Source organism: Cytobacillus praedii (assembly GCF_001439605.1).
Taxonomy (GTDB): Bacteria; Bacillota; Bacilli; order Bacillales; family Cytobacillaceae; genus Cytobacillus; species Cytobacillus praedii.
On sequence record NZ_LMBX01000004.1, the window covers coordinates 165,345 to 185,007 of the forward strand.

Sequence of the window (19,663 nt, forward strand, 5' to 3'; positions counted from 1 at the left end):
CGTCTGAATCATTCACAGCCCTTTGGCCCCCTGCTTAACTACCCTTCCGAAGCATTCACTTTTTACAGAGAAAAACACGCTATTTTCAGCGTGTTCAAGAATTTTTATCCTTATCTTTAAATTGCAAAATGGCGATTACAAACATCCCAAAGCTAATCATCAGAGATAGTGCTTCAAATGTACCCATCTATACATCGCCTCCCTATATTCAGCCTTCNATCCCAACTTGTCCTATACAAAATAATGAAAGAGAAATTACATATTTCTGTATCGGTACTTTCAAATTGAATAATGAAGCTGTCATTTTGGCAGTTTTTCTGATCTTGGGGAACTTCTTAAGTAAGCGGAATTAGGGAAGGACCTATTTTTGCATTTGAGATTGGCCATTGGATGAGTGCTGCCCCCATTGTTTTCTTGTGATGATCGTCACGAAATTGTCAGCAAGTTTGGCGTATTCTTTTAAGAAGAAAGAGACCGACGCCATCATGGTTAGAGGAGGAATGGGAGGATGGAGGCATCAAACGTTATATTAAGTGCTCCACTGCAGCAATTAAAGGATGAGCATGTGTTACTCCGGGAAGAGATGAATCATTTCTATGAAATCACAGAAGAGATAGAATTCGAATCAGGTCCTGTTGTGATTCAAGAGTTTTCGAGATTATACGAGCGGATTCAGGAATTCAATAGTAAGCTAAAGGCACATTCGAAAAAAGAGGATGACTGGCTGTTCCCAATGATGGCCAGCCGCCTTGGAGAGAATGACAAAACCATAGAAGTGATGGAATTTGAGCATGAGAAGGCTGAACAGCATTTACGAGAATTCCTGACTGAAGCGGAACAAGCGGGACCTACCATTGATGAAGAAGAAGCCCAAGCTATTTCTGTATATGCCGTTCAAGCTTATGCTACATTAATTCAGCACTTTGATAGGGAAGAAAAAGTGCTGTTTCCATTGGCAGAGAAAATACTGTCCGATGAGGAGAAGGAGGAGCTTGAAAGAAGATTTCAAGCGTGTTAAGTCGCTTCACCACAGCAAAGATATCGATGCTACCAATTGATATTTACTATATAAGAGAAGCAGGCATCTACTTAGGTGCCTGCTTCTATTTAAATACAAATGTTAAAATAGAAGATATTTACAAAAGTAAAATCTCTATGCATATAAATAAATTCTTTTATTTTGATAGAAATGATCCAATGGCTTACGTAATAAGAGTATAGGGCCCTTGTTGGAGGTAGTATATGAAAATCACAGATGAGAATGTAGTGGAACAGTTGAAAGTAAAAAATGAAAAAGCACTCTTTTATATAGTTGACGAGTATGGAGGTACGATCAAGTCAATTATCAGGAAGTTCTTAGGAAACTTAGAAATCGTTCAAGATGAGTGTTTAGATGATGTACTCCTTTTAGTCTGGAAAAATATTGAATCGTATGATAAGAATAAAAATTCATTGAAAAACTGGATTGCTGCTATTACTAAGTACAAGTCAATAGATTATCAAAGGCAATATAAAAGGTTTCTACAGCAATATGAATTAGAAGATCACATGCTAGAAGATTTCAATCATACCGAGACAAAAATAGTCGAAAATACGTTGAGTGATCAGACCGAGAACCTTCTATCATCTTTGAAGAAAGAGGATCAACGCTTATTTTTACAATATTATGGGGAGCAAAAAAGCATTGAAGAGCTGGCGAAAGAACATGGTGTGCATACGTCGGTCCTTTATAATCGATTATCACGCGGGCGTAAAAAATTACGTGCGGTATTTAAAAATAAGTTTAAAGAAAAGGAGGAATCTTCGTGAAAGAATTATTTGAAAAGATGAATGATGAAAAAATCAATCTTGAAGAGTACGAAGATTGTCCCTTAACAACTATCGAGAAAAAAACTATTAAGAAAAGAATAAAAAAGAAATTAAATAGACGTCGTTCGATTCCTGTCAAAACACTTTCAGCTGTTGCTTCACTCGCCCTTGTTTCTACTATTGCTTTAAACTCGAATTTTGCATTGGCAGACATCCCGATTGTCGGAGAGAAATTAGAGGCTTTTGTTCATTCGCAAGCAGGAACACTATCCGATTTTAAAACGATTATCGGTGATTCTGTTGAAGAGAATGGTGTAAAAGTCACTTTAAATGAAGTTATCTTAGATGAAGGACAGCTCTTAATTAGCAGTACATTTCATACGAAATTGGAGAACAATGATTTAGTCTATAATTGGTTTTCAGATATTGATATATACATTGATGGTCAAAAAATCCAACAAGGTGGCGGTGGTGGTCCACAAGAAATAACAGAGTCTTACATTAATTATTTTTGGACTGCGGACATTGGACATATGGATTTGCAAAAAGAAAAATCAATTCGCATTGTTTTTAATGATTTGAGAAGAAGTGATTCGGAAAAAACGCTAAAGGGTAAATGGTCATTTAAATTTAAAGCTTCAGGAGAAAACTTAATTGCAAACTCGACGAAAATTCCAATTAATCATCGCTTCACATTAGAGAATGGCCAAAATATTGAACTAGAAGAATTGATTCTTACACCTGTTTCTTCAAAATTAGTTTATAAAATGTCCAATATTTATGACGATGTGTATTTTAAGCTAGAAAATGAACATGGAGAAGCAATACAGGAGATACTAATGGCAAAACAATTTAACTATGATAATTATAACCGCTTTGTGGCAATAGAAGGTGGAAAGATTAGGATCATTCCAATTGTTTCTAAGGAAAAGCACGCTCAAGAAGTCATCCTAACTGATGAAATAATAGAACTTGATTTAGATGAAAAATAATTAGAGGGGGGTATCATATTCTATTGAAACTATACTTCGGAAAAAGATTTGTATACCAATGCATTGTAGGCCATTTATTTAGGTAACAAATAACCCAATTTCTCAATATTTAATGAAGAAATTGGGTTTTTAAATAGTATAATTTCTGATGCTGCCAACCATCCATTATAGTACTCCAATGAATGGTTGGCGGTATTCCATTCACTAAATGAATGATAAGGGTACACAGTTAGAATAACGAACACTATAACCATTCTCTTTCGACCAGTCCAATAAACCATTCCAAAAGTTTTCACATGCATAATTTATCATTTTAGAGTCATACAGGTGACCAGACATCACCAGTTCGCAAAGTTTATCAAACCGACAGGGCCTACTTGAAAATTTTAAAGCTTATGGCAATACTTGAGCGGCTGTCGTAAAATATCGTTTATTGTGTAATCCCAAAATCATCGCACCCGCAGTTGCTATATTTATAGCAAAAGTAGGCAAATATGTTTCAGGACCTTGAACCTTTATATTTCTCAATTTATCAATATACTATTTAATAGAATGTGGTAATATATGGGAGGGGGATTAATTGAGGGAGTGAAATCTTATGATATTGTGGTTTAAACACTTACCACAAGTAAAGATGAATTTGTCAGAATGGACTCCCTTTATAAGGAATCAATGGTTACGAACGCACTATATGAAATTTGTTTATCTACTCCAGCTCATGATATGTCTGATTCCATATTTCTTAAGAGGTTGGTTCCCTCCTATCTCTATATTTGCTCTTGTTTTAATTGGTATCCTCATCTTCATCATTCATGAAACCCTTCACATCATTGTCATAAACAAAAAAGGTGATATTAGTTTAACGTTTAGCGGCATATTTTTCTGGCTCCAAACAAATGCAATCCAATCCAAACCGAGATTTTGGGTTTTTATGAGCTTGCCCCTCCTTGCATTATCAGTAGTGCCTGCCATTGTATCGTGTTTTTTAACTGGAGATCTTAAGTCAATCTTATTATTTGTGAGCTGGATAAACACTGTGATTTCCGGCTCAGCCATCATTAGTTCATATTTAATTGCTATTAAACCGAAGAACTCCATATTTTGCAAAGGCTATTACCGTTTGCAATAAGTATGAGGCATGTAACCATATGTTGAAAAGGAGAATCCTTAATTGACTACTACCGCGCTAAAAATCATTGCCTTAGTTGCAATGCTAATTGACCATATTGGTGTCTTCATACCAAATACGCCAGAATATTTTAGATGGATAGGACGGATTGCAGCACCAATATTTATTTATTTCGTTGCAATTGGATATCGCTATACGTCGAATAAAGAGAAGTATCTATTGCGTTTATATATTGCTAGTGTTGGAATGGCATTCGTTAATCTTGTATTAATAGCCATGCCAGAATCAAACTATTATGACAACTATAATTTTTTTGCGCCGTTATTTTTAATAGGTCTTTTTCTTTACGCCATTGAGAAAAAGAAGTTTACCTATATTCTCCTTTGGCAGCTAATTAGTGCTGTGCCTATTATTTATTTCACTGATTTCTTTGTTATTCACAGGTTAATGGATAAGTATTTTCTTGGAGCAGTATTAGGGAATTCGTTATTTGTTGAAGGTGGCATTGTATTTGTTTTGTTAGGTGTTGGGTTTTATTACTTTCAAACTAAAAAACAATTAACACTATACTATCTATTTTTTTCTGCCCTTATTTTCGTGATAATACTAAAGCGTGGCCATATGTTTGAACTTCATAATAGAATCTTTTTTCAATTTGGAGATTTTCAGTGGCTCATGATTTTGGCACTTCCCTTATTATTGCTCTATAACGGCAAAAAAGGGGTTGGATTAAAATACTTTTTCTATTTCTTCTATCCCATACATATAATAGTTCTTTATTTTATCGGGAGAAGCTTACAATAATATCAAGATTCCACTGCTGCCAAGAGCTTTACTTTATAATCGAAGCAGGTGTCCGCTACAGGCGCCTGCTTCTATTTAATTGCATAACACCAAATGTTAAAATAGAATATATTTACAAAAATAATATTCAAATTAGGTGGGCTAGAAATGAAAGAACTCATACAAAAAATTATTGAATTTAGAGATGAGCGAGGATGGAGTCCTTATCATAATGAAAAGGATTTAGCTCTTTCTATTTCTCTAGAAGCGAATGAACTATTAGAAAACTTCCAATGGAGAACAAGTGAAGAAGCAGTTGCTGAATCCAAACAGAATATTAAAGAGGAGATGGCGGACGTATTTATTTATCTTCTGCAGTTAGCGGATAAAATGAATATCGATCTGGAAGAGGAAGCGTTTAAGAAGATGGAGAAGAATGCTTTGAAATATCCAGTTAATAAAGTGAAGTAATTGGTGAATCCTTCATTATGCCAGCAATCATGAGGTAGGTAGAAATCAAGATGAGTAAAATAGAGATAAAAACAATGCCTTTTGACAGATCATCAATAGATAGAATGAACGGTTACTATACCGATTATCCAGTAGTTTACTTTCTCAATAATGATACAACAGTCTATATCGGTGAGACTGTGGCAGTAAGAAATCGGATGAGGGACCACTTAAATAATAGTGAGAGAAAAGCATTAAAGAAGATGTCCCTGATCATTCATGAAAAGTTTAATCGATCGGCAACATATAATATAGAAACCAAGCTGATCAATTATTTTTTAGCAGATGAACGCTACAAATTACAAAACAAGAGTCAAACCGTTAATAGTGTGATGCACAATTATTATGAAAAAAAGTACTTTAATGAGGAATTGTTTGAAGATATATGGGACGAGCTATTAAAGAGGGAGATTGTAGATAATTCAAGATATACCATTGAAAATAAGGACATATTCAAGCTGTCCCCATTCAAAGAATTATCGATAGAACAATTAGAGCTTCAGCAGAAGATTATTGAGGTTTGTAAGCAACATATTAATGATGATGAGCATTTTGTTTTCTTAATAAAAGGGGAAGCTGGAGTAGGAAAAAGTGTTGTATTAAGCTCCGTAATTAACAAAATTCAAGAGTTATCAAAGGAAAAATCATCACCATTGTATAAAACTAATAATTATTTATTAGTCAATCATACAGAGATGTTAAAAACGTATAAGAAGATAGCTGGTAATGTTAAAGCACTCACTAAAAAGAATTTTGAAAAGCCAACATCCTTTATTAACCAGCGGAAAAAATTGATGGAAAAGGCTGATATTGTGTTAGTCGATGAAGCTCATTTATTGTTGACCAAGCCTGATCCATATAATAACTTTGTTGAGGAGAATCAGCTGCAAGAGATTATTAGACATAGCAAGATTGTTATCGCAGTGTACGATGATAAGCAAGTATTAAAGATGAAGAGCTACTGGGATGAGGAGAGACTTCAATCGATTATAGGAAAATATAATACTGAACCTACCTATAAGCTAACGAACCAATTCCGCATGCAGGCAACTAATGAAATGGTTAATTGGATCGACCATTTTGTTGAAAAGAAGATTACCGAGATACCAAACGACCCTGAATATAATTTTAAGATCTTTGAGTCATCTGCTAAAATGTATGACGTAATACAGGGATTGAATGAGGAATATGGTTTAGCAAGGATTGTATCTACATTCGATTACATACATAAGAAAGACGATCAAGAGTATTACGTAGAAGAAGATCATTTTAAACTTCCTTGGAATGGGGATTACGGAAATACTACATGGGCAGAAAAAGCAGAAACTGTCAGGGAAGTCGGTTCTATTTATACCATACAAGGCTTCGATTTAAACTATGTTGGTGTTATTCTGGGTCCATCCATTTCATATGATGAAGACACAGATGAATTAAAAATTCTAACAGAAAATTATAAAGATACAGAAGCATATAGGGGAAAAGATGAATTTCTAAATAGCGATGAAATAAAGGAAAAAATCATATTAAATTCTCTTAATGTTCTTATGAAAAGAGGAATACGTGGCCTGTTTATTTATGCTAGTGATCCGAAATTGAGAGAGAGGTTGTTAGAGCTTCAAAATAATTAAATAACGCTAATAGTTTTTCCTCTCTAACAAAAATCATAAGTAAGTTATAATAGATACAGCTACTTATGTGTAAATAAGCTGCATACAAGGAGGACCCATGAAAAAAAACATTCATGTCGTCGGTGCGATCATCATCGATAACAATAAAATCCTATGCGCCCAAAGAGGCCAAGATAAATCTTTACCTTTAAAATGGGAATTTCCTGGCGGGAAGATTGAGGCCGGAGAATCTGCTCAGGAAGCATTAAAACGAGAAATTAGTGAAGAGATGAATTGTCAAATAGAAATAGGTGAGCAGGTCGATCATACGGTGTATGAATATGACTTCGGCATTGTTCATTTAACGACTTTTAGCTGTAAGCTAATAGAAGGAAAACCAGAGCTAACAGAGCATGTCGCAATAAAGTGGTTACCGCCAAGTGAGCTTGCTTCACTAGACTGGGCACCCGCGGATATTCCAGCAGTAGAAAAACTATCAGGAGCTATTCAAGTAAAATAATCGATAAAAATAGACAAAGAAGCTACTCACAATTTGTGGATGGCTTTTTTGCTATAAAAATAAATTGCACTCAAAAATTTAGAGTATTACAATTAGTATAAACAAATGGAAATGATTGGGGATTATATGGAGAATTTGATTCAGAGCTTAGAAGCATCACTACATAAGGGCTTTATAGATAAACAGCTTAATAAATCTGGGAGATATAAACCGAAGCTATTAGTAAATAATTTAAAGAAAAATGAAAACGTTTTATCCACATTGTTAGAAGAGCTTGATCAAAGTAAGTCCTTTATTTTTTCTGTCGCTTTTATTACGGAAAGTGGCCTTGCAACACTTAAATCTCATTTTCTCGACCTAAATCGAAAAGGAGTAAAGGGGCGGATATTAACATCTACCTTTTTACAATTTAATCAGCCTAAAGTGTTTAGGGAATTGATGAAAATCAAAAATGTAGAAGTGAGATTAACAGATTTAAAAGGCTTTCACTCGAAGGGCTACATATTTAACCATGATACACATTACTCCCTTATTATCGGGAGCTCTAACTTAACTGCACATGCCTTAAAGGTTAATTATGAATGGAATGTAAAATTAACCTCACTTGAAAATGGGGAGATCGTTCATCACTTCAAGAGTCAGTTTGAAGAAGTATGGGATCAGGCTAGGGTTTTAACAGAGGAATGGATCGAGGAATACGAAAAGACCTATTCTCAAGTAGCAGACAATAAAGATTTTGATCAGGTAGTAGAATTACCTACCCAATATCAGACGAATGCCATTGAGGATGCATTGAAGATCGTTCCGAATAAGATGCAGCAAGCGGCACTGGAACAAATTGAAGCGGTCCGAGCAGCGGGCAAGGATAAAGGATTAATTATTTCGGCAACAGGGACAGGGAAAACCTATCTTTCTGCCTTTGATGTAAGGCGATTTGGTCCTAAGCGCATGCTTTTTATTGTACATAGAGAGCAAATCCTAAATAAAGCAAAGTCAGACTTTCAAAAAGTTCTTGGCGGAATAGATGAAGACTTTGGGATTTTATCAGGCTCCAATAAGCAAACAAATGCGAAGTATTTATTTGCAACCATCCAAACCATTTCAAAAGAAGGAACATTAAGGGAATTTGATCCGCAGGAATTTGATTATGTATTAATAGATGAAGTCCATAAAGCGGGTGCCGAGTCCTATCGAAGAGTGATCGATTATTTAAAACCGCAATTTTTTATGGGGATGACGGCCACACCTGAACGAACAGATGACTTTAATATTTATGAACTGTTTGATTACAACATTGCTTATGAAATTCGCTTACAGGAAGCGCTTGAGGAAGATATGCTTTCTCCTTTTCATTATTTCGGTGTGACGGACCTTGATATCAATGGAGAAAATATGGATGATGCGACCATTTTAACGAAGCTTATTAACGAGGAACGTGTCAATCATATTATCGATAAGGTTGAATATTATGGTTTTTCTGGTGAAACGGTTAAGGGGTTAATATTTTGCAGTCGAAAAAAAGAAGTGGAAGAATTATCAAGAGCATTAAATGATAAAGGCTTACGAACAGTTGCGTTGACGGGTGATGATTCTCAAGAAGAAAGATCCTATCGAGTGAATCAATTAGAAAATGGTCAATTGGATTATATATTAACAGTCGACATTTTTAATGAAGGGATTGATATCCCATGCATTAATCAGGTTGTCATGTTAAGACAGACACAATCTAGCATTATATTCATTCAGCAGCTTGGCCGAGGCCTTCGTAAGCATGACTCAAAGGATTTCGTTACGATCATCGATTTTATTGGTAATTACAAAAATAACTATTTAATTCCGATTGCTTTATCAGGTGATCAATCACAAAACAAGGATAATATCCGCCGACATACGAAGGACACAAGCTATATAAAAGGTGTATCAACGATTAACTTTGAAGAAGTCGCTAAAAAGCGGATCTTCAGTGCTATAAATAATAGTAATCTGACTACACTCAGAATTCTAAAGGATGCCTTTATTGAGGTGAAAAATAGACTTGGTCGAGTGCCATACCTATATGATTTCGTCATGCAGCATTCTATCGATCCCGTTGTCATTGTTGATAAATATTCGAACTACAACCAATTTTTATTAAAAATGAAAGAAGAAGTACCAACGATAACAAACTATGAAAATCAGGTTTTGACAATGCTGTCGTTAGAGCTAGTAAATGGAAAGCGTAAGCACGAAATCGTATTGTTGGAATTGTTAATGCAGCAAGAAAAGGTTGCACATGGGGAGTATATTAATCATTTAAACAAAGAAGGTTGCGTTGTAGACGAGGATACCATTGCATCAGTCAAAGGCATCTTTGATTTATCATTTTTTACTCAAGTCTTTAAGAAAAAATATGGGGATCAACCCATTATTACTTTCAATGAAAACTATTTTACGTTTAATGATGCGATCCGTGAAAGTCTAGTAAGTAATGATTATTTCAGAACAATGGTATTAGATATTTTATTAAGTGCAAAAGAAAAAAGTAAAAGATATGAATGTAAACAACCACTAACTTTGTATGAAAAATACTCAAGAAAAGACTCTTGTAAACTATTAAATTGGCAAAATGACGAAAGCTCCACGATGTATGGTTACAAAACTAAACATCATACATGTCCGATCTTTATTACCTACCATAAAAAAGATGAAATTGAATCTAGTGTAAATTATGGTGATGAGTTTCTCAGTCAGGATGTTCTTAAATGGTATACGCGTAGTAACAGAACATTAAGCTCAGATGAGGTTCAAACAATCATTAATGCTGAAGAAAATCATATCGATCTCCATATTTTTGTCAAAAAAGATGACGATGAAGGTAGCGATTTCTATTACCTAGGTAAAGCAAAGCCTGATAAGAGCACGGTTCAGCAGGACGTGATGAAGGATGGCAAGCCGGTGGTTCATATGAATATGGTTATGGAGCAGTCGATTGAGAGTAAGCTTTATCATTATATTATTGAGGGTAGTGAGGATGTAGAATAATTAGGGATGCCTGAGCGCTTAGTTTCTCGAGGGTTCAGGTGTCTTTAACTAATCTAAGTAAAATTTCACCCTACAACATATATTTTGAAGAGTGATTGTAATAAAGAGAGGAAGAATCTCAAATGCCAACTTACAACAAACTAGTTCGAGACCGCATCCCAGAAATCATCAAAAAAACCGGAAAAAAGTTCTCAACGAAAATATTAGATAACACTGAATATATAAAAGAGCTCAAGAAAAAAAGCTTCGAGGAGCTTGATGAGTATGTGAATACTACGAATAATGAAGAGGCGATTGAGGAATTGGCAGATGTTTTAGAAATCATCTATGCTCTTGCGGAGTATCATGGCGCAACGATTGATAAAATTGAGGAGGTTCGTAAACAGAAAGCAGAAAAAAGGGGCAGTTTCCGTGAAAAAGTATTTCTAATAGAGGTTAGCGAATAAAAAGACTACTAATATGAGCAGGTGTGGTATGAGTCATAAGCTTCAAATAGGAGAAATGAGGGCTGAATATTTAACAGATAAAGAAATATGGGCACATTTTAATTTTATTTTTTCGGAAAAGTCACGTAATTCGACGAATTCCTCCTATACCAAAAAGCATAAATCAGAAATCTGTATTGAATACTGTATGTTTTGATTCTAAGGAGTGCAATGTGAATTAGGTATTTGAGAGGGGGAGAGAAATATGATCCTATTTGACAATGTGGAGTACGATCGTTTTTTTAATCCGCTTTGTTGTAAAAATAAAAGGATATATTATGAATGCATTTTACAGCTCATTGAAAAGTCAAAGTCAGTTCCACTTCTTTATGAAACTGATGCCAAAGCCATTTTGATTTTGTATCTTCGTAACTATTCTTACATGATGGAGGAGGAAGATAACACTGGGGATGCTGATGCGAATATTAGCAGTAAGAAATCAGAGACTGAAAATGCTAGCGCAATTCTAAGATATTTCAGATATTGTGGTTGGATTTCAGAGCGGGAGATTGGAAGGAATGGTGACAATATTGCTACTGTTATGCCTTATTGTAGGAAGATGATTGATTCGATAGAGAGAATCTTTAATCGTGATACCAGTGCGGCTTTGACTAACCACATTTTCTCCATTTATGATATTCTGCATTCTGCTTTTATAGATCATGGTAGAACTCATAGACCATATTCCAATATTCTGGTACCGGTATCGGATAGTGTTTCAGACTTAAAAAATGAACTGTTGGTGCTTAAAGATAGCATTAGGTCTATAATGCGTATAATTATAAAAATGACGGAGACCAATGAATTAGGACAGTTCCTTATCAAAGATGAAATGATGGAGTCTTTCTTTAATGATTACTTTTTCATAAAGAAGGATGGTTTAATACCCGGATATATTTCTGAAATCGAAAAAATGCTTAGACTTATTACCAATACGGAAGTCTATGAAAATATGATTAAGGAATATCATAAAATTAATAACGCAACCGAAATCGCAGCTCGTGAAATAATAGATAGCCAGCTTTCTGAAGTGCAAAGTTTTATCAGCTACGATTATGTCAAAGAGATGGATTACATAGATAAGAAAATTAATAACTATTACAGCCTATACTCTACAAGAATCCTTATGGTCTTAAGCAATAGTATGAATATGCAGACCTATTTAAATGACTTACTGATGACAATTAAGGATTTTGATCCAAATGAAAAGAAGGATATTATAGATTCTATTTCCAAGTGTTTTGGCTTGCAGTCATACAAATATGTTGGAAGAAAATCAATTGAACGTCGAAAGAAACGCAAACCCAATATCAAGAGTGGAGCTATTATTACCAGTTCATTATCAGATGAAGATAAAGCAAGGCTTACTAAGGAATTGTTATATGAATATCCGGACAAATACAGTGTAATGCAAGCAATAAGTTACTTTAATAACTTACTTGAAGATAAGGTGAGCTTAATACCGGATGATACATTGGTTAAAACTAGAGATGATGCCATGATGGTAGCAGCCAGTATTATATATTCCGGGACTGGAGATTTTCCTTATGAGGTTGAATTCTTGGAAGGAACTATAGAAACAGAAATTGCAACGATTAGTAAAATACGTATTAAGAGGAAGAATTAAATGGGTGATATCAAATTAAACATTTCTGTAAAAGAAGAAAATAACATATTGTTCAAGCGTTGCATTCGTAAGTTGTTGGATTCAACGTTCATCGTTGGTGACAAGGAAGAGAAACTGTATTCATTTATATCAAGAGAATCAAATAGACAGGATGTTTCAGATTACTTACGTATGATTGGATTAGATGTATTAGTAGATACAAATGTACGAATTGCAATGCTTAAGCCTAATGAGGCTGATGAAGAAGCAGTAGGATTAAAACGAGCAAATGTTGTGACTTTCACAACAGAGCAATACCATCTCCTGCTTGTGCTTTGGGAAATATATCTGGAGAACCTGGGTTATAGTGATGAGAATGTTGTAATGCGTGGGGATTTTATTGATAAAGTCAAAGCATATGAAGTAGACATGGATAGTAAAAAGTTATCATCAGCTATGAAGATTTTTAAGAAATATGATCTGGTTAATTATGATCCAAAGGATCAGTCGGAAGATGCTATTATCACATTGTATCCGTCATTGCAGTTTGGTTGGGATGTTGCACAATTCCAGACAGTTTCTGCGGAATACATGAAGAACAACCAGCTAGAAGACCCAGAAGAACAGAATTCAGATAGTGATGAAGAAGAGGAGGATTTGGAATGATCAAATTGAAATCAATTCGATTGATTAACTGGTATGGTTTTAGCCAGATTACTGTACCTATAGGCTTCTTCACTTTAATTGCGGGTAAGAATGGAAATGGTAAATCAGTTTTGTTGGATGCCATAAAATATGCATTGTACGGGGATACAGTATTTAATAAGTCTACAGAGAATAAAGGTAGCAGAACGGTGCCTTCCTATACACGAGGTCTGCTTGATGCCACTGCGGCCACCTTTATGAGACCTGCAGACCAGATGCCAAATGTATATACTCATATTGTGCTTGAAATGGCGGAGGTGGAGCTTGGAAAGAGTTTTATCCTTGGTACAGTAATAGATACAGACTCCGGGAATGGATTTGTAACCAGAAGATATGTATTAGAGAATGTGAAACTTGAGAATATCGCTCATACATACGAAGATAACGGACAGATCATTCCATATAGTACATTAGAATTGCAGAAAGTTCTCGGTGTAAAAATGATGGATGTAAAAGAGGGCGTACTCAAATTTATGCAGAGAACCGGACTTCGCTTGAATGAGCAGCAGTTAGCATCTTTCCGAAGAAAACTTCGAAGCATTATGTCTTATGACCCAAATGCTAAGATTGATCAGTTTATCAGAGAAAGTGTATTAGAGGAAAAGAAGGTTGATTTCTCAAAGCTGGTAGAAGCAAAAAATAATATTGATGCTTTGAATATGAGTTTTGCTATTATTTCTGATGAAATTGAAGAACTTAGTAATATACTTAAGCTTTTTGACGGCTTGCAGAATGCCAGAAATGTCATCCTTACGGATAATGTAAAGATTGCATATAAAAGATTCTTGAAGTGCAAAAAAGACATCGAAGAAGCAACAAGAAAAATGGACATTGCTAAAAGACAGATTGCGGAAGATGAGAAAAAGCTTAAAGCAATTGCTACCCGTGAAAAAGAGCTTCGTGAAGCTTACAATAAAGCGAAAGATAATTTGAATTCAATGGACAGTGCAAAAGCAATCGAGGAAGCTAAGCAGGCTTTGGAAGATGCACAGGCTGAAAAAGAGAAACTTGAAAATGAAAAGAACGCTCTTATTGAATTCCAGACTAGAGTAAGTGAACTGTTATCCTGGTTTTATGAAGAAAACCTAGCAATTGAACAGCAGGATGTATTGTCTTCATTAACTTTGGATCATTTCTCAAAGATTCAAAAAGAAAGTAGTGTTGATTATCTTCTAAAGAAAATCAAATATCATAGGGATGAGATCTTCGCTGAAATAACCAGAGTCAAGGATAAATTGAAAGAAAATAGAAGTCAACAATCAAAGTGGCAACAAGTTATTAATGATTGCAATTCTAAGAAGACAACATTTTCAAAAATACCTGATTATGTCGCATTAAAGAATGAGATTAACAGAGAATTCGAAAAAAGAGGTATATCATCTGAAGCTCGTTTTGCATGTGAGTATGTTATCGGTTTGAAAGATGAGTCATGGCGAGATGCAATTGAAAGCTATCTAGGGAGACGGAGATATACTATTTTGGTTGAGCCGGAATATTATGATATTGCAGATGATGTACTTAATGTATCAAAAAACAGGTATGCTCATTTATTCAATACAAAGCTTTTAATGAAAAAAGAGATAACACCTGAAGAGGATTCAGTTGTTCAATTTATTGAAGTAAAGAATCGGGTTGCAAAGCAATATTTTGATTACCAGCTTGGGCGTTTTCATGCAACCACAAAGGACAAGGTTAAAAATTACGAGAACGCTATATCAAAAGATGGCAGAGTATCCGTTGCTATGGATAGTTTCTTTCAGCGCTTCGATAAGATAGGATTTTACTGTTTAGGGCAGGAAACAATCGAGCTAAATAGAATAAAAGCTATAAAAGCACTGGAAGCATTAACTGCTGAATACAAGGAATTCCATGAACGACTGCAGCAGGAAGAATCAAAGAAGTCATATTTAGAAACAGCCATGGAGTTCTTTGGTGAGAATAATTTCGATGCTTGCAGATTGTATGATGAAGTATTAATCGATTGTGTAAAAAAACAGGATGAATTAGAACGATTGATAGACGCTCAAAAAAATAACCAAGAGTATATGGAACTTGCTGAGCAAGTCTCCAGACTCGAGCAGGATCTTGAGGCTGTGTATAAAGAACAGGATGAAGTTCGTGAGGACAAATCTGCTATGTATACAAAATATAGTATAAATGAAAACCGGTTGAATGAAAAGAATGAGATTATCATAAGTATAGAGAGTGATTTGAAAAAATTAGAAAGTACTAATAATATAGTATATGCAAAGGCCATTGATGATTACGAAAAGCATATTGCAAATGGCCCGGGCAGTACTGGTGGCATATTGAAGGACAGAGGGCGTTCAGAACGTTCTCTTAGAGAAGCAGACGAGAAGCTTAAAGGAGCTCAAGCTTCATATAATGCTACTAGATCTGTAGATAATCGTTTGCCATGGTCTGATAAATCCAGAGCTGAATATGAGTTAAGAAAATCTAAAATTTGGATGGATGATTTGCAGGAGATTCAGCAGAAGTTAGAAAAACAAACCAGACGATATGAAGAAATATTTAAGAATGAGTTTGTGCTTACTGTGTTGAAGTTCTGTGAGGCTGCGAGGGATGATTTAAAGTTAATAAATGCGGAATTAGCAAGACTGAAATTTAAGTCGAAATATGCATTTGATGTTAAGTACGTTAGGGATGGTTCTGATTATGGGAAAATCCTTGAATATGCCAGTTACTTAAAAGAACGCGAGGAACTCGGAACTACATCAAGTCAGATGACTTTTGATGCAATGACATCATATTCTGATGATAAGGGAGAAGAGCTGGAAAAGGATATACGGAAGATTATTAACCGAATTGTTGGGAGTAACGATAAGGATCAGATTGAGCATTATGCAGATTATCGTAATTATATGACATACGAAATCTTACTTACAAATGATGTTCTTAAGTCAGCCAAGCTTTCAAAACAGACTGGTTATAATTCTGGTGCTGAAGTTCAGATTCCATATATGCTTATTTTGTTATCGGCATTGTTAATGATTTACAATGATAAGCTTAATTCTACAAGACTTGTATTTATCGATGAGCCATTTGCAAAAATGGATCCAACTAATGTAAAAATTATGCTTGGATTTATGAAGGAGCAGAATCTTCAGATGATCTTCTGTGCTCCTGATAAGACAGAGCTGATTGGTAATGAATGTGAAGTTGTTTTACCTGTTCTAAGAACCCAAGTGAATTTGATGGAGATAGGAATTGTTGAAATGCACAGGGGAGTGTAGTGATGGAATACGAAGAGAAAATCCTCACATATTTAGTTGATAATTATCGGAGAAGTAAGAAAGATTCTGGAGATAACAAAACCAACAGGAGAACGCAGGTGAAACCTGGAAAATTATATAAAAAGTATAATGCTAATGATGGTGATTTTGAAGAGATATCCAGATTGAATCAAGTGGTAAATGAGTTGACGAACAAAGGCTTTACTTATAGCACCACAGAAACATTTGGAACTCAAATACAGAGTATTTATCTTGTTGATGAGAGAATTCTGGATATCGAAAAATACCTAAGTGATAAGTATGGTTACGTGTCAAAGGAAATGCAGATTGAGCAGTTACAATTGTTGGTTGAGTGTTACAAGAATGCCTCTCCTATATGTGAAAAGGAATGTGCGCTATTATCGGAAAGCGTTGATAATAGAAAGGTTCCAAAGAATTTTAAAGAACTTGATGCTGTTTTCAAAGCAATTTTGTTCATAGAAAATAACCAGAAGGATTTATACATCAGAGAAGTTTCAATGAAGGTTTATGGTGATTCAAAGTTCTTTGAGAATGTAACATTGCAACCTGTGTGTACTTTGTTACGCAAGTATTCAGATAGAACTATTGAAGAAAATGAACTGATTGATGAAATTCTGGTGGATTATCACATTTATAAGGAGCCTCAAAAACTTTGTATTAAAGGAAATGTAGTGATAACCATTTCTGGCAATGATGTGGATCTTAGTGGTTTTTCTGAAGGAATAGAAATCATAGCTTCAGATCTTTCGAATATTCAATCTGTAAAAATATGTGCTTCGAAATTTATGACAATTGAGAATAGAACATCATTCTTGAGATACAAAGATGATGATACTGTCACCTTTTATCTTGGAGGATATGCTAACAGATATCAGCGTGAATTTATAAGAATGATTCATGACACAAATCCAGATACAAAGTATATGCACTTTGGAGACATTGACGCAGGTGGTTTCTGGATACATCATAATTTATGTGAGATTACAGGAATTGATTTTGCTTTGTATTATATGTCTTCTGATGAACTTAAAAATGTAGAGTATGAGTCATGCTTGCATGGCCTTACAGAAAATGATATAGCCAGACTTAAAGAATTAAAAGAGATGGATTTATATGCGTATACAGTTAATTACATGTTGGGAAATAATGTAAAATTAGAGCAGGAAATTATTAGTTTGAATTTGATGAATCGGAAGTTAATAGTGTAGCGTAACTACTAAAAATATAAAAGTAGGATTCTATTAATTTTTTTATCTTTTTTAAGGCAAATCTACTATATCTCCCAGTAATATTATTCACGCTGCTCTCAGCACTCATGGCATTGCGAAGTGGTTACTTGGTTTGAGATAGAGCGCTTGTTAGGTGGTAAATCCAGATGGTCCTAAAGCCATAGCAAAATTGTGCCCGCGAGCTCGTAAATCAGTATCCAACTTTATTCCGAGGGGAATCTCTTTTATTTCTATGGTTGGCTCTCGAATGGTAGAGGAACTGGAACTATATAATTTGCAAGAGGATCTCGATAAAAGTCTGATAAACAGCTTCTCAATAACTGTTAGAAAAGGTTTTGATAGCGTTGAAAAGTTGGAGTTTGCTAATTCAAGTAATAGCATATATGGTCGTGTGGAATTACACATGCTTTATGATCAAAATGGAGAAGCAAATTAAAATAAGATGTGTTATAACCTATACACAGCTTTCTTTTGAAAAGTAATGCCAATAAAAAAGGTTTTCTTGTTATTGAAAAAACTGCCAGTATAGTTGGTGCGGTGAACCGTATCATTATAATGATATTCAATAATCGGGCGCGATTGCTTTAGAAATTTCATGGAAATTTAAATAGGTAAACACCACTACATCAATATGTCTGCGACCAACACTCAAGCCACTTGGAGTGTACAGTGTTGCTAAAATTGAAGGGGCAAAAGAATTTTATGCTCCTTTTATGCTATTAGGATTTATAAAATTGTAATGAATTTTAAATGTACCGACTTCATAAACCTTGATTTTATGAATCAGTTTATGAAGGATTTGTTTTTATACCTGTTCATCTTCAATATTCAGATGAAGTAGGCTATTAATTTGTTTTTAAAAGGCACGGAAATTATTGTCTGTGTGTTTTTGTTTATTCAATAGTATTTTGTAACTCAACTTTTCTTTCATTTAAAGATTGCTGTTCGTTACGGATTATGTCATTTTGAGTCCGCCATTCTTTTTTAGTAAAATCCCCCATCATTAAACATATCTAAGAGGGTACTTTGCATTGTATCTAGCTGTTGTAGACGTTTCTCAATTTTTAGCAATTCACCTTTGTAGTCAGGTTGATTTTGCCCGCTTTCTTGTTTTGCAAACTCTAGTAGCTTCTTTGGTTTAACACTGCCCACCGTAACTTTTTTAAGTGATCGGTGACATATGATAGAAGGACCTTTGCTTTGATTGTATGTGAGCTACAGTACTCTTACTAAAACTTCCCATATTTGTAACAAGTGTATGAATCTCTGTCTTTATTATAATGCATTCCCGACTGACAATCAGCACCTACAGCTATATGGGCAAAGAGATTTTCTTGACCATTATTTCTCAATTTTCCCTTTTGTTTTAGCTTTGCTTGTGCAGCAAGAAATTCCTTCAAGGTGATAAGTAGGGATGAGGATTTTCAACAATAGATTGTTGATCAATTGGAATTCTTTTCTTGTCCCTGTTCTAATATCAATGACTTCAGATTTGTTTTGTACAAGGTTACCTGTGTACACTTCATTAGATAATATTGTCTTTACTGTGCTTTGATGCCAAAGGTCTCCCACATTTTTTGATCCCCCTACTCTTCGTGGAGTAGGGATTTTTTATGTCTTAAATAGTTACCAATCCTGTAAAGTCCCCAGCTCTAAAGTAGATACAGGAGAAAGATCTCCTTAACCACAAGCGATGTTTCAGCATTTACTTCAAGCTTGCTAACATTTTGATATAACCAAACGGGACGATAGAAACAGTGAAATGCCCCTTTTTTGCCCGTAATCTTAAACCAAATTTAGAACGTTGTGAAGTTTGCTCACTTTCTTGTTGAACCAATAGGGAATGTATGCCAAAAATAAATTCTCCTTGTTGTTTTGAGGTGTCAATATTATAAAAACCATATTGTATTCTTTATCAATACTTAAATTTTGACATAAAATTAAAATAAAATTGTGGTAAAATGTAGAAAAATAGGGAAATTTAGCGAGGGT

General features: G+C 34.7%; 18 protein-coding genes and 1 pseudogene. 15 read left to right on the top strand and 4 right to left on the bottom strand.

Features of this window, described 5'->3' with window-relative positions:
• Positions 1-94: 94 nt before the first annotated feature.
• On the bottom strand, positions 95-187 hold the full coding sequence (locus ASU02_RS27340) for a putative holin-like toxin (RefSeq protein ID WP_252239787.1): 93 nt from the start codon (positions 185-187) through the stop codon (positions 95-97).
• A gap of 321 nt (positions 188-508) precedes the next feature.
• Here ASU02_RS27340 and ASU02_RS06310 point away from each other — a divergent pair, with 321 nt between their 5' ends.
• The 3 genes from ASU02_RS06310 to ASU02_RS06325 all read left to right on the top strand — a co-directional run bounded on the left by ASU02_RS06310 (position 509) and on the right by ASU02_RS06325 (position 2,801).
• Positions 509-1,018 carry a hemerythrin domain-containing protein gene (locus ASU02_RS06310; RefSeq protein ID WP_057762091.1) on the top strand — a complete coding sequence of 170 codons (510 nt, stop codon included), beginning with the start codon at positions 509-511 and terminating at the stop codon, positions 1,016-1,018.
• Positions 1,019-1,242: 224 nt separating this feature from the next.
• Complete coding sequence (locus ASU02_RS06320; RefSeq protein ID WP_057762095.1) at positions 1,243-1,809, top strand: sigma-70 family RNA polymerase sigma factor; 567 nt, start codon at positions 1,243-1,245, stop codon at positions 1,807-1,809.
• A complete protein-coding gene (locus ASU02_RS06325; protein WP_057762097.1) occupies positions 1,806-2,801 on the top strand; it encodes a DUF4179 domain-containing protein in 996 nt (331 codons plus the stop codon). The genes ASU02_RS06320 and ASU02_RS06325 overlap by 4 nt, the downstream gene beginning before the upstream one ends.
• Positions 2,802-3,005: 204 nt before the next feature.
• Here the strand turns inward: ASU02_RS06325 and ASU02_RS26865 are convergent.
• Positions 3,006-3,329: pseudogene (locus ASU02_RS26865) on the bottom strand (kanamycin nucleotidyltransferase C-terminal domain-containing protein).
• A gap of 106 nt (positions 3,330-3,435) precedes the next feature.
• On the opposite strand from ASU02_RS26865, the gene ASU02_RS25700 reads away from it, so the two are divergent.
• The 12 genes from ASU02_RS25700 (at position 3,436) to ASU02_RS06385 (ending at position 18,107) form a co-directional block, all read left to right on the top strand.
• The gene (locus tag ASU02_RS25700) at positions 3,436-3,930 is read left to right on the top strand and encodes a DUF3267 domain-containing protein (protein WP_082631716.1); all 495 of its coding nucleotides are present in this window, start codon (positions 3,436-3,438) and stop codon (positions 3,928-3,930) included.
• Between the two features lie 42 nt (positions 3,931-3,972).
• Entirely contained in the window at positions 3,973-4,734 is a 762-nt protein-coding gene (locus ASU02_RS06335; protein ID WP_057762099.1) for a TraX family protein, read from the top strand.
• Positions 4,735-4,881: 147 nt separating this feature from the next.
• Positions 4,882-5,184: a nucleotide pyrophosphohydrolase gene (locus ASU02_RS06340; protein ID WP_057762101.1), complete on the top strand. Its 303-nt coding sequence runs from the start codon at positions 4,882-4,884 to the stop codon at positions 5,182-5,184.
• A 50-nt stretch (positions 5,185-5,234) separates the two neighbouring features.
• Positions 5,235-6,851, top strand: a complete 1,617-nt coding sequence (locus tag ASU02_RS06345) for a DUF2075 domain-containing protein (RefSeq protein WP_057762103.1) — start codon at positions 5,235-5,237, stop codon at positions 6,849-6,851.
• Between the two features lie 97 nt (positions 6,852-6,948).
• A complete protein-coding gene (locus tag ASU02_RS06350) occupies positions 6,949-7,350 on the top strand; it encodes a (deoxy)nucleoside triphosphate pyrophosphohydrolase (RefSeq protein WP_057762104.1) in 402 nt (133 codons plus the stop codon).
• Positions 7,351-7,476: 126 nt separating this feature from the next.
• Positions 7,477-10,371: a DUF3427 domain-containing protein gene (locus ASU02_RS06355; RefSeq protein ID WP_057762106.1), complete on the top strand. Its 2,895-nt coding sequence runs from the start codon at positions 7,477-7,479 to the stop codon at positions 10,369-10,371.
• 122 nt (positions 10,372-10,493) lie between these two features.
• Positions 10,494-10,817 carry a nucleoside triphosphate pyrophosphohydrolase gene (locus tag ASU02_RS06360; protein ID WP_057762108.1) on the top strand — a complete coding sequence of 108 codons (324 nt, stop codon included), beginning with the start codon at positions 10,494-10,496 and terminating at the stop codon, positions 10,815-10,817.
• Between the two features lie 244 nt (positions 10,818-11,061).
• A complete protein-coding gene (locus tag ASU02_RS06365; protein WP_057762110.1) occupies positions 11,062-12,483 on the top strand; it encodes a Wadjet anti-phage system protein JetA family protein in 1,422 nt (473 codons plus the stop codon).
• Positions 12,484-13,128: a DUF4194 domain-containing protein gene (locus ASU02_RS06370; protein WP_057762113.1), complete on the top strand. Its 645-nt coding sequence runs from the start codon at positions 12,484-12,486 to the stop codon at positions 13,126-13,128. It begins immediately after the preceding gene.
• Positions 13,125-16,421, top strand: a complete 3,297-nt coding sequence (locus ASU02_RS06375; protein ID WP_057762115.1) for an SbcC/MukB-like Walker B domain-containing protein — start codon at positions 13,125-13,127, stop codon at positions 16,419-16,421. The genes ASU02_RS06370 and ASU02_RS06375 overlap by 4 nt, the downstream gene beginning before the upstream one ends.
• 2 nt (positions 16,422-16,423) lie before the next feature.
• Positions 16,424-17,650: a Wadjet anti-phage system protein JetD domain-containing protein gene (locus ASU02_RS06380; protein WP_057762117.1), complete on the top strand. Its 1,227-nt coding sequence runs from the start codon at positions 16,424-16,426 to the stop codon at positions 17,648-17,650.
• 268 nt (positions 17,651-17,918) lie between these two features.
• Positions 17,919-18,107, top strand: a complete 189-nt coding sequence (locus tag ASU02_RS06385) for a hypothetical protein (RefSeq protein WP_157684489.1) — start codon at positions 17,919-17,921, stop codon at positions 18,105-18,107.
• A gap of 905 nt (positions 18,108-19,012) precedes the next feature.
• Here ASU02_RS06385 and ASU02_RS06390 read toward each other — a convergent pair.
• Both ASU02_RS06390 and ASU02_RS27345 read right to left on the bottom strand, forming a co-directional pair.
• Positions 19,013-19,243, bottom strand: a complete 231-nt coding sequence (locus ASU02_RS06390; protein ID WP_057762121.1) for a recombinase family protein — start codon at positions 19,241-19,243, stop codon at positions 19,013-19,015.
• A gap of 133 nt (positions 19,244-19,376) precedes the next feature.
• On the bottom strand, positions 19,377-19,580 hold the full coding sequence (locus tag ASU02_RS27345) for a recombinase family protein (RefSeq protein ID WP_408607257.1): 204 nt from the start codon (positions 19,578-19,580) through the stop codon (positions 19,377-19,379).
• Between the last annotated feature and the right edge of the window lie 83 nt (positions 19,581-19,663).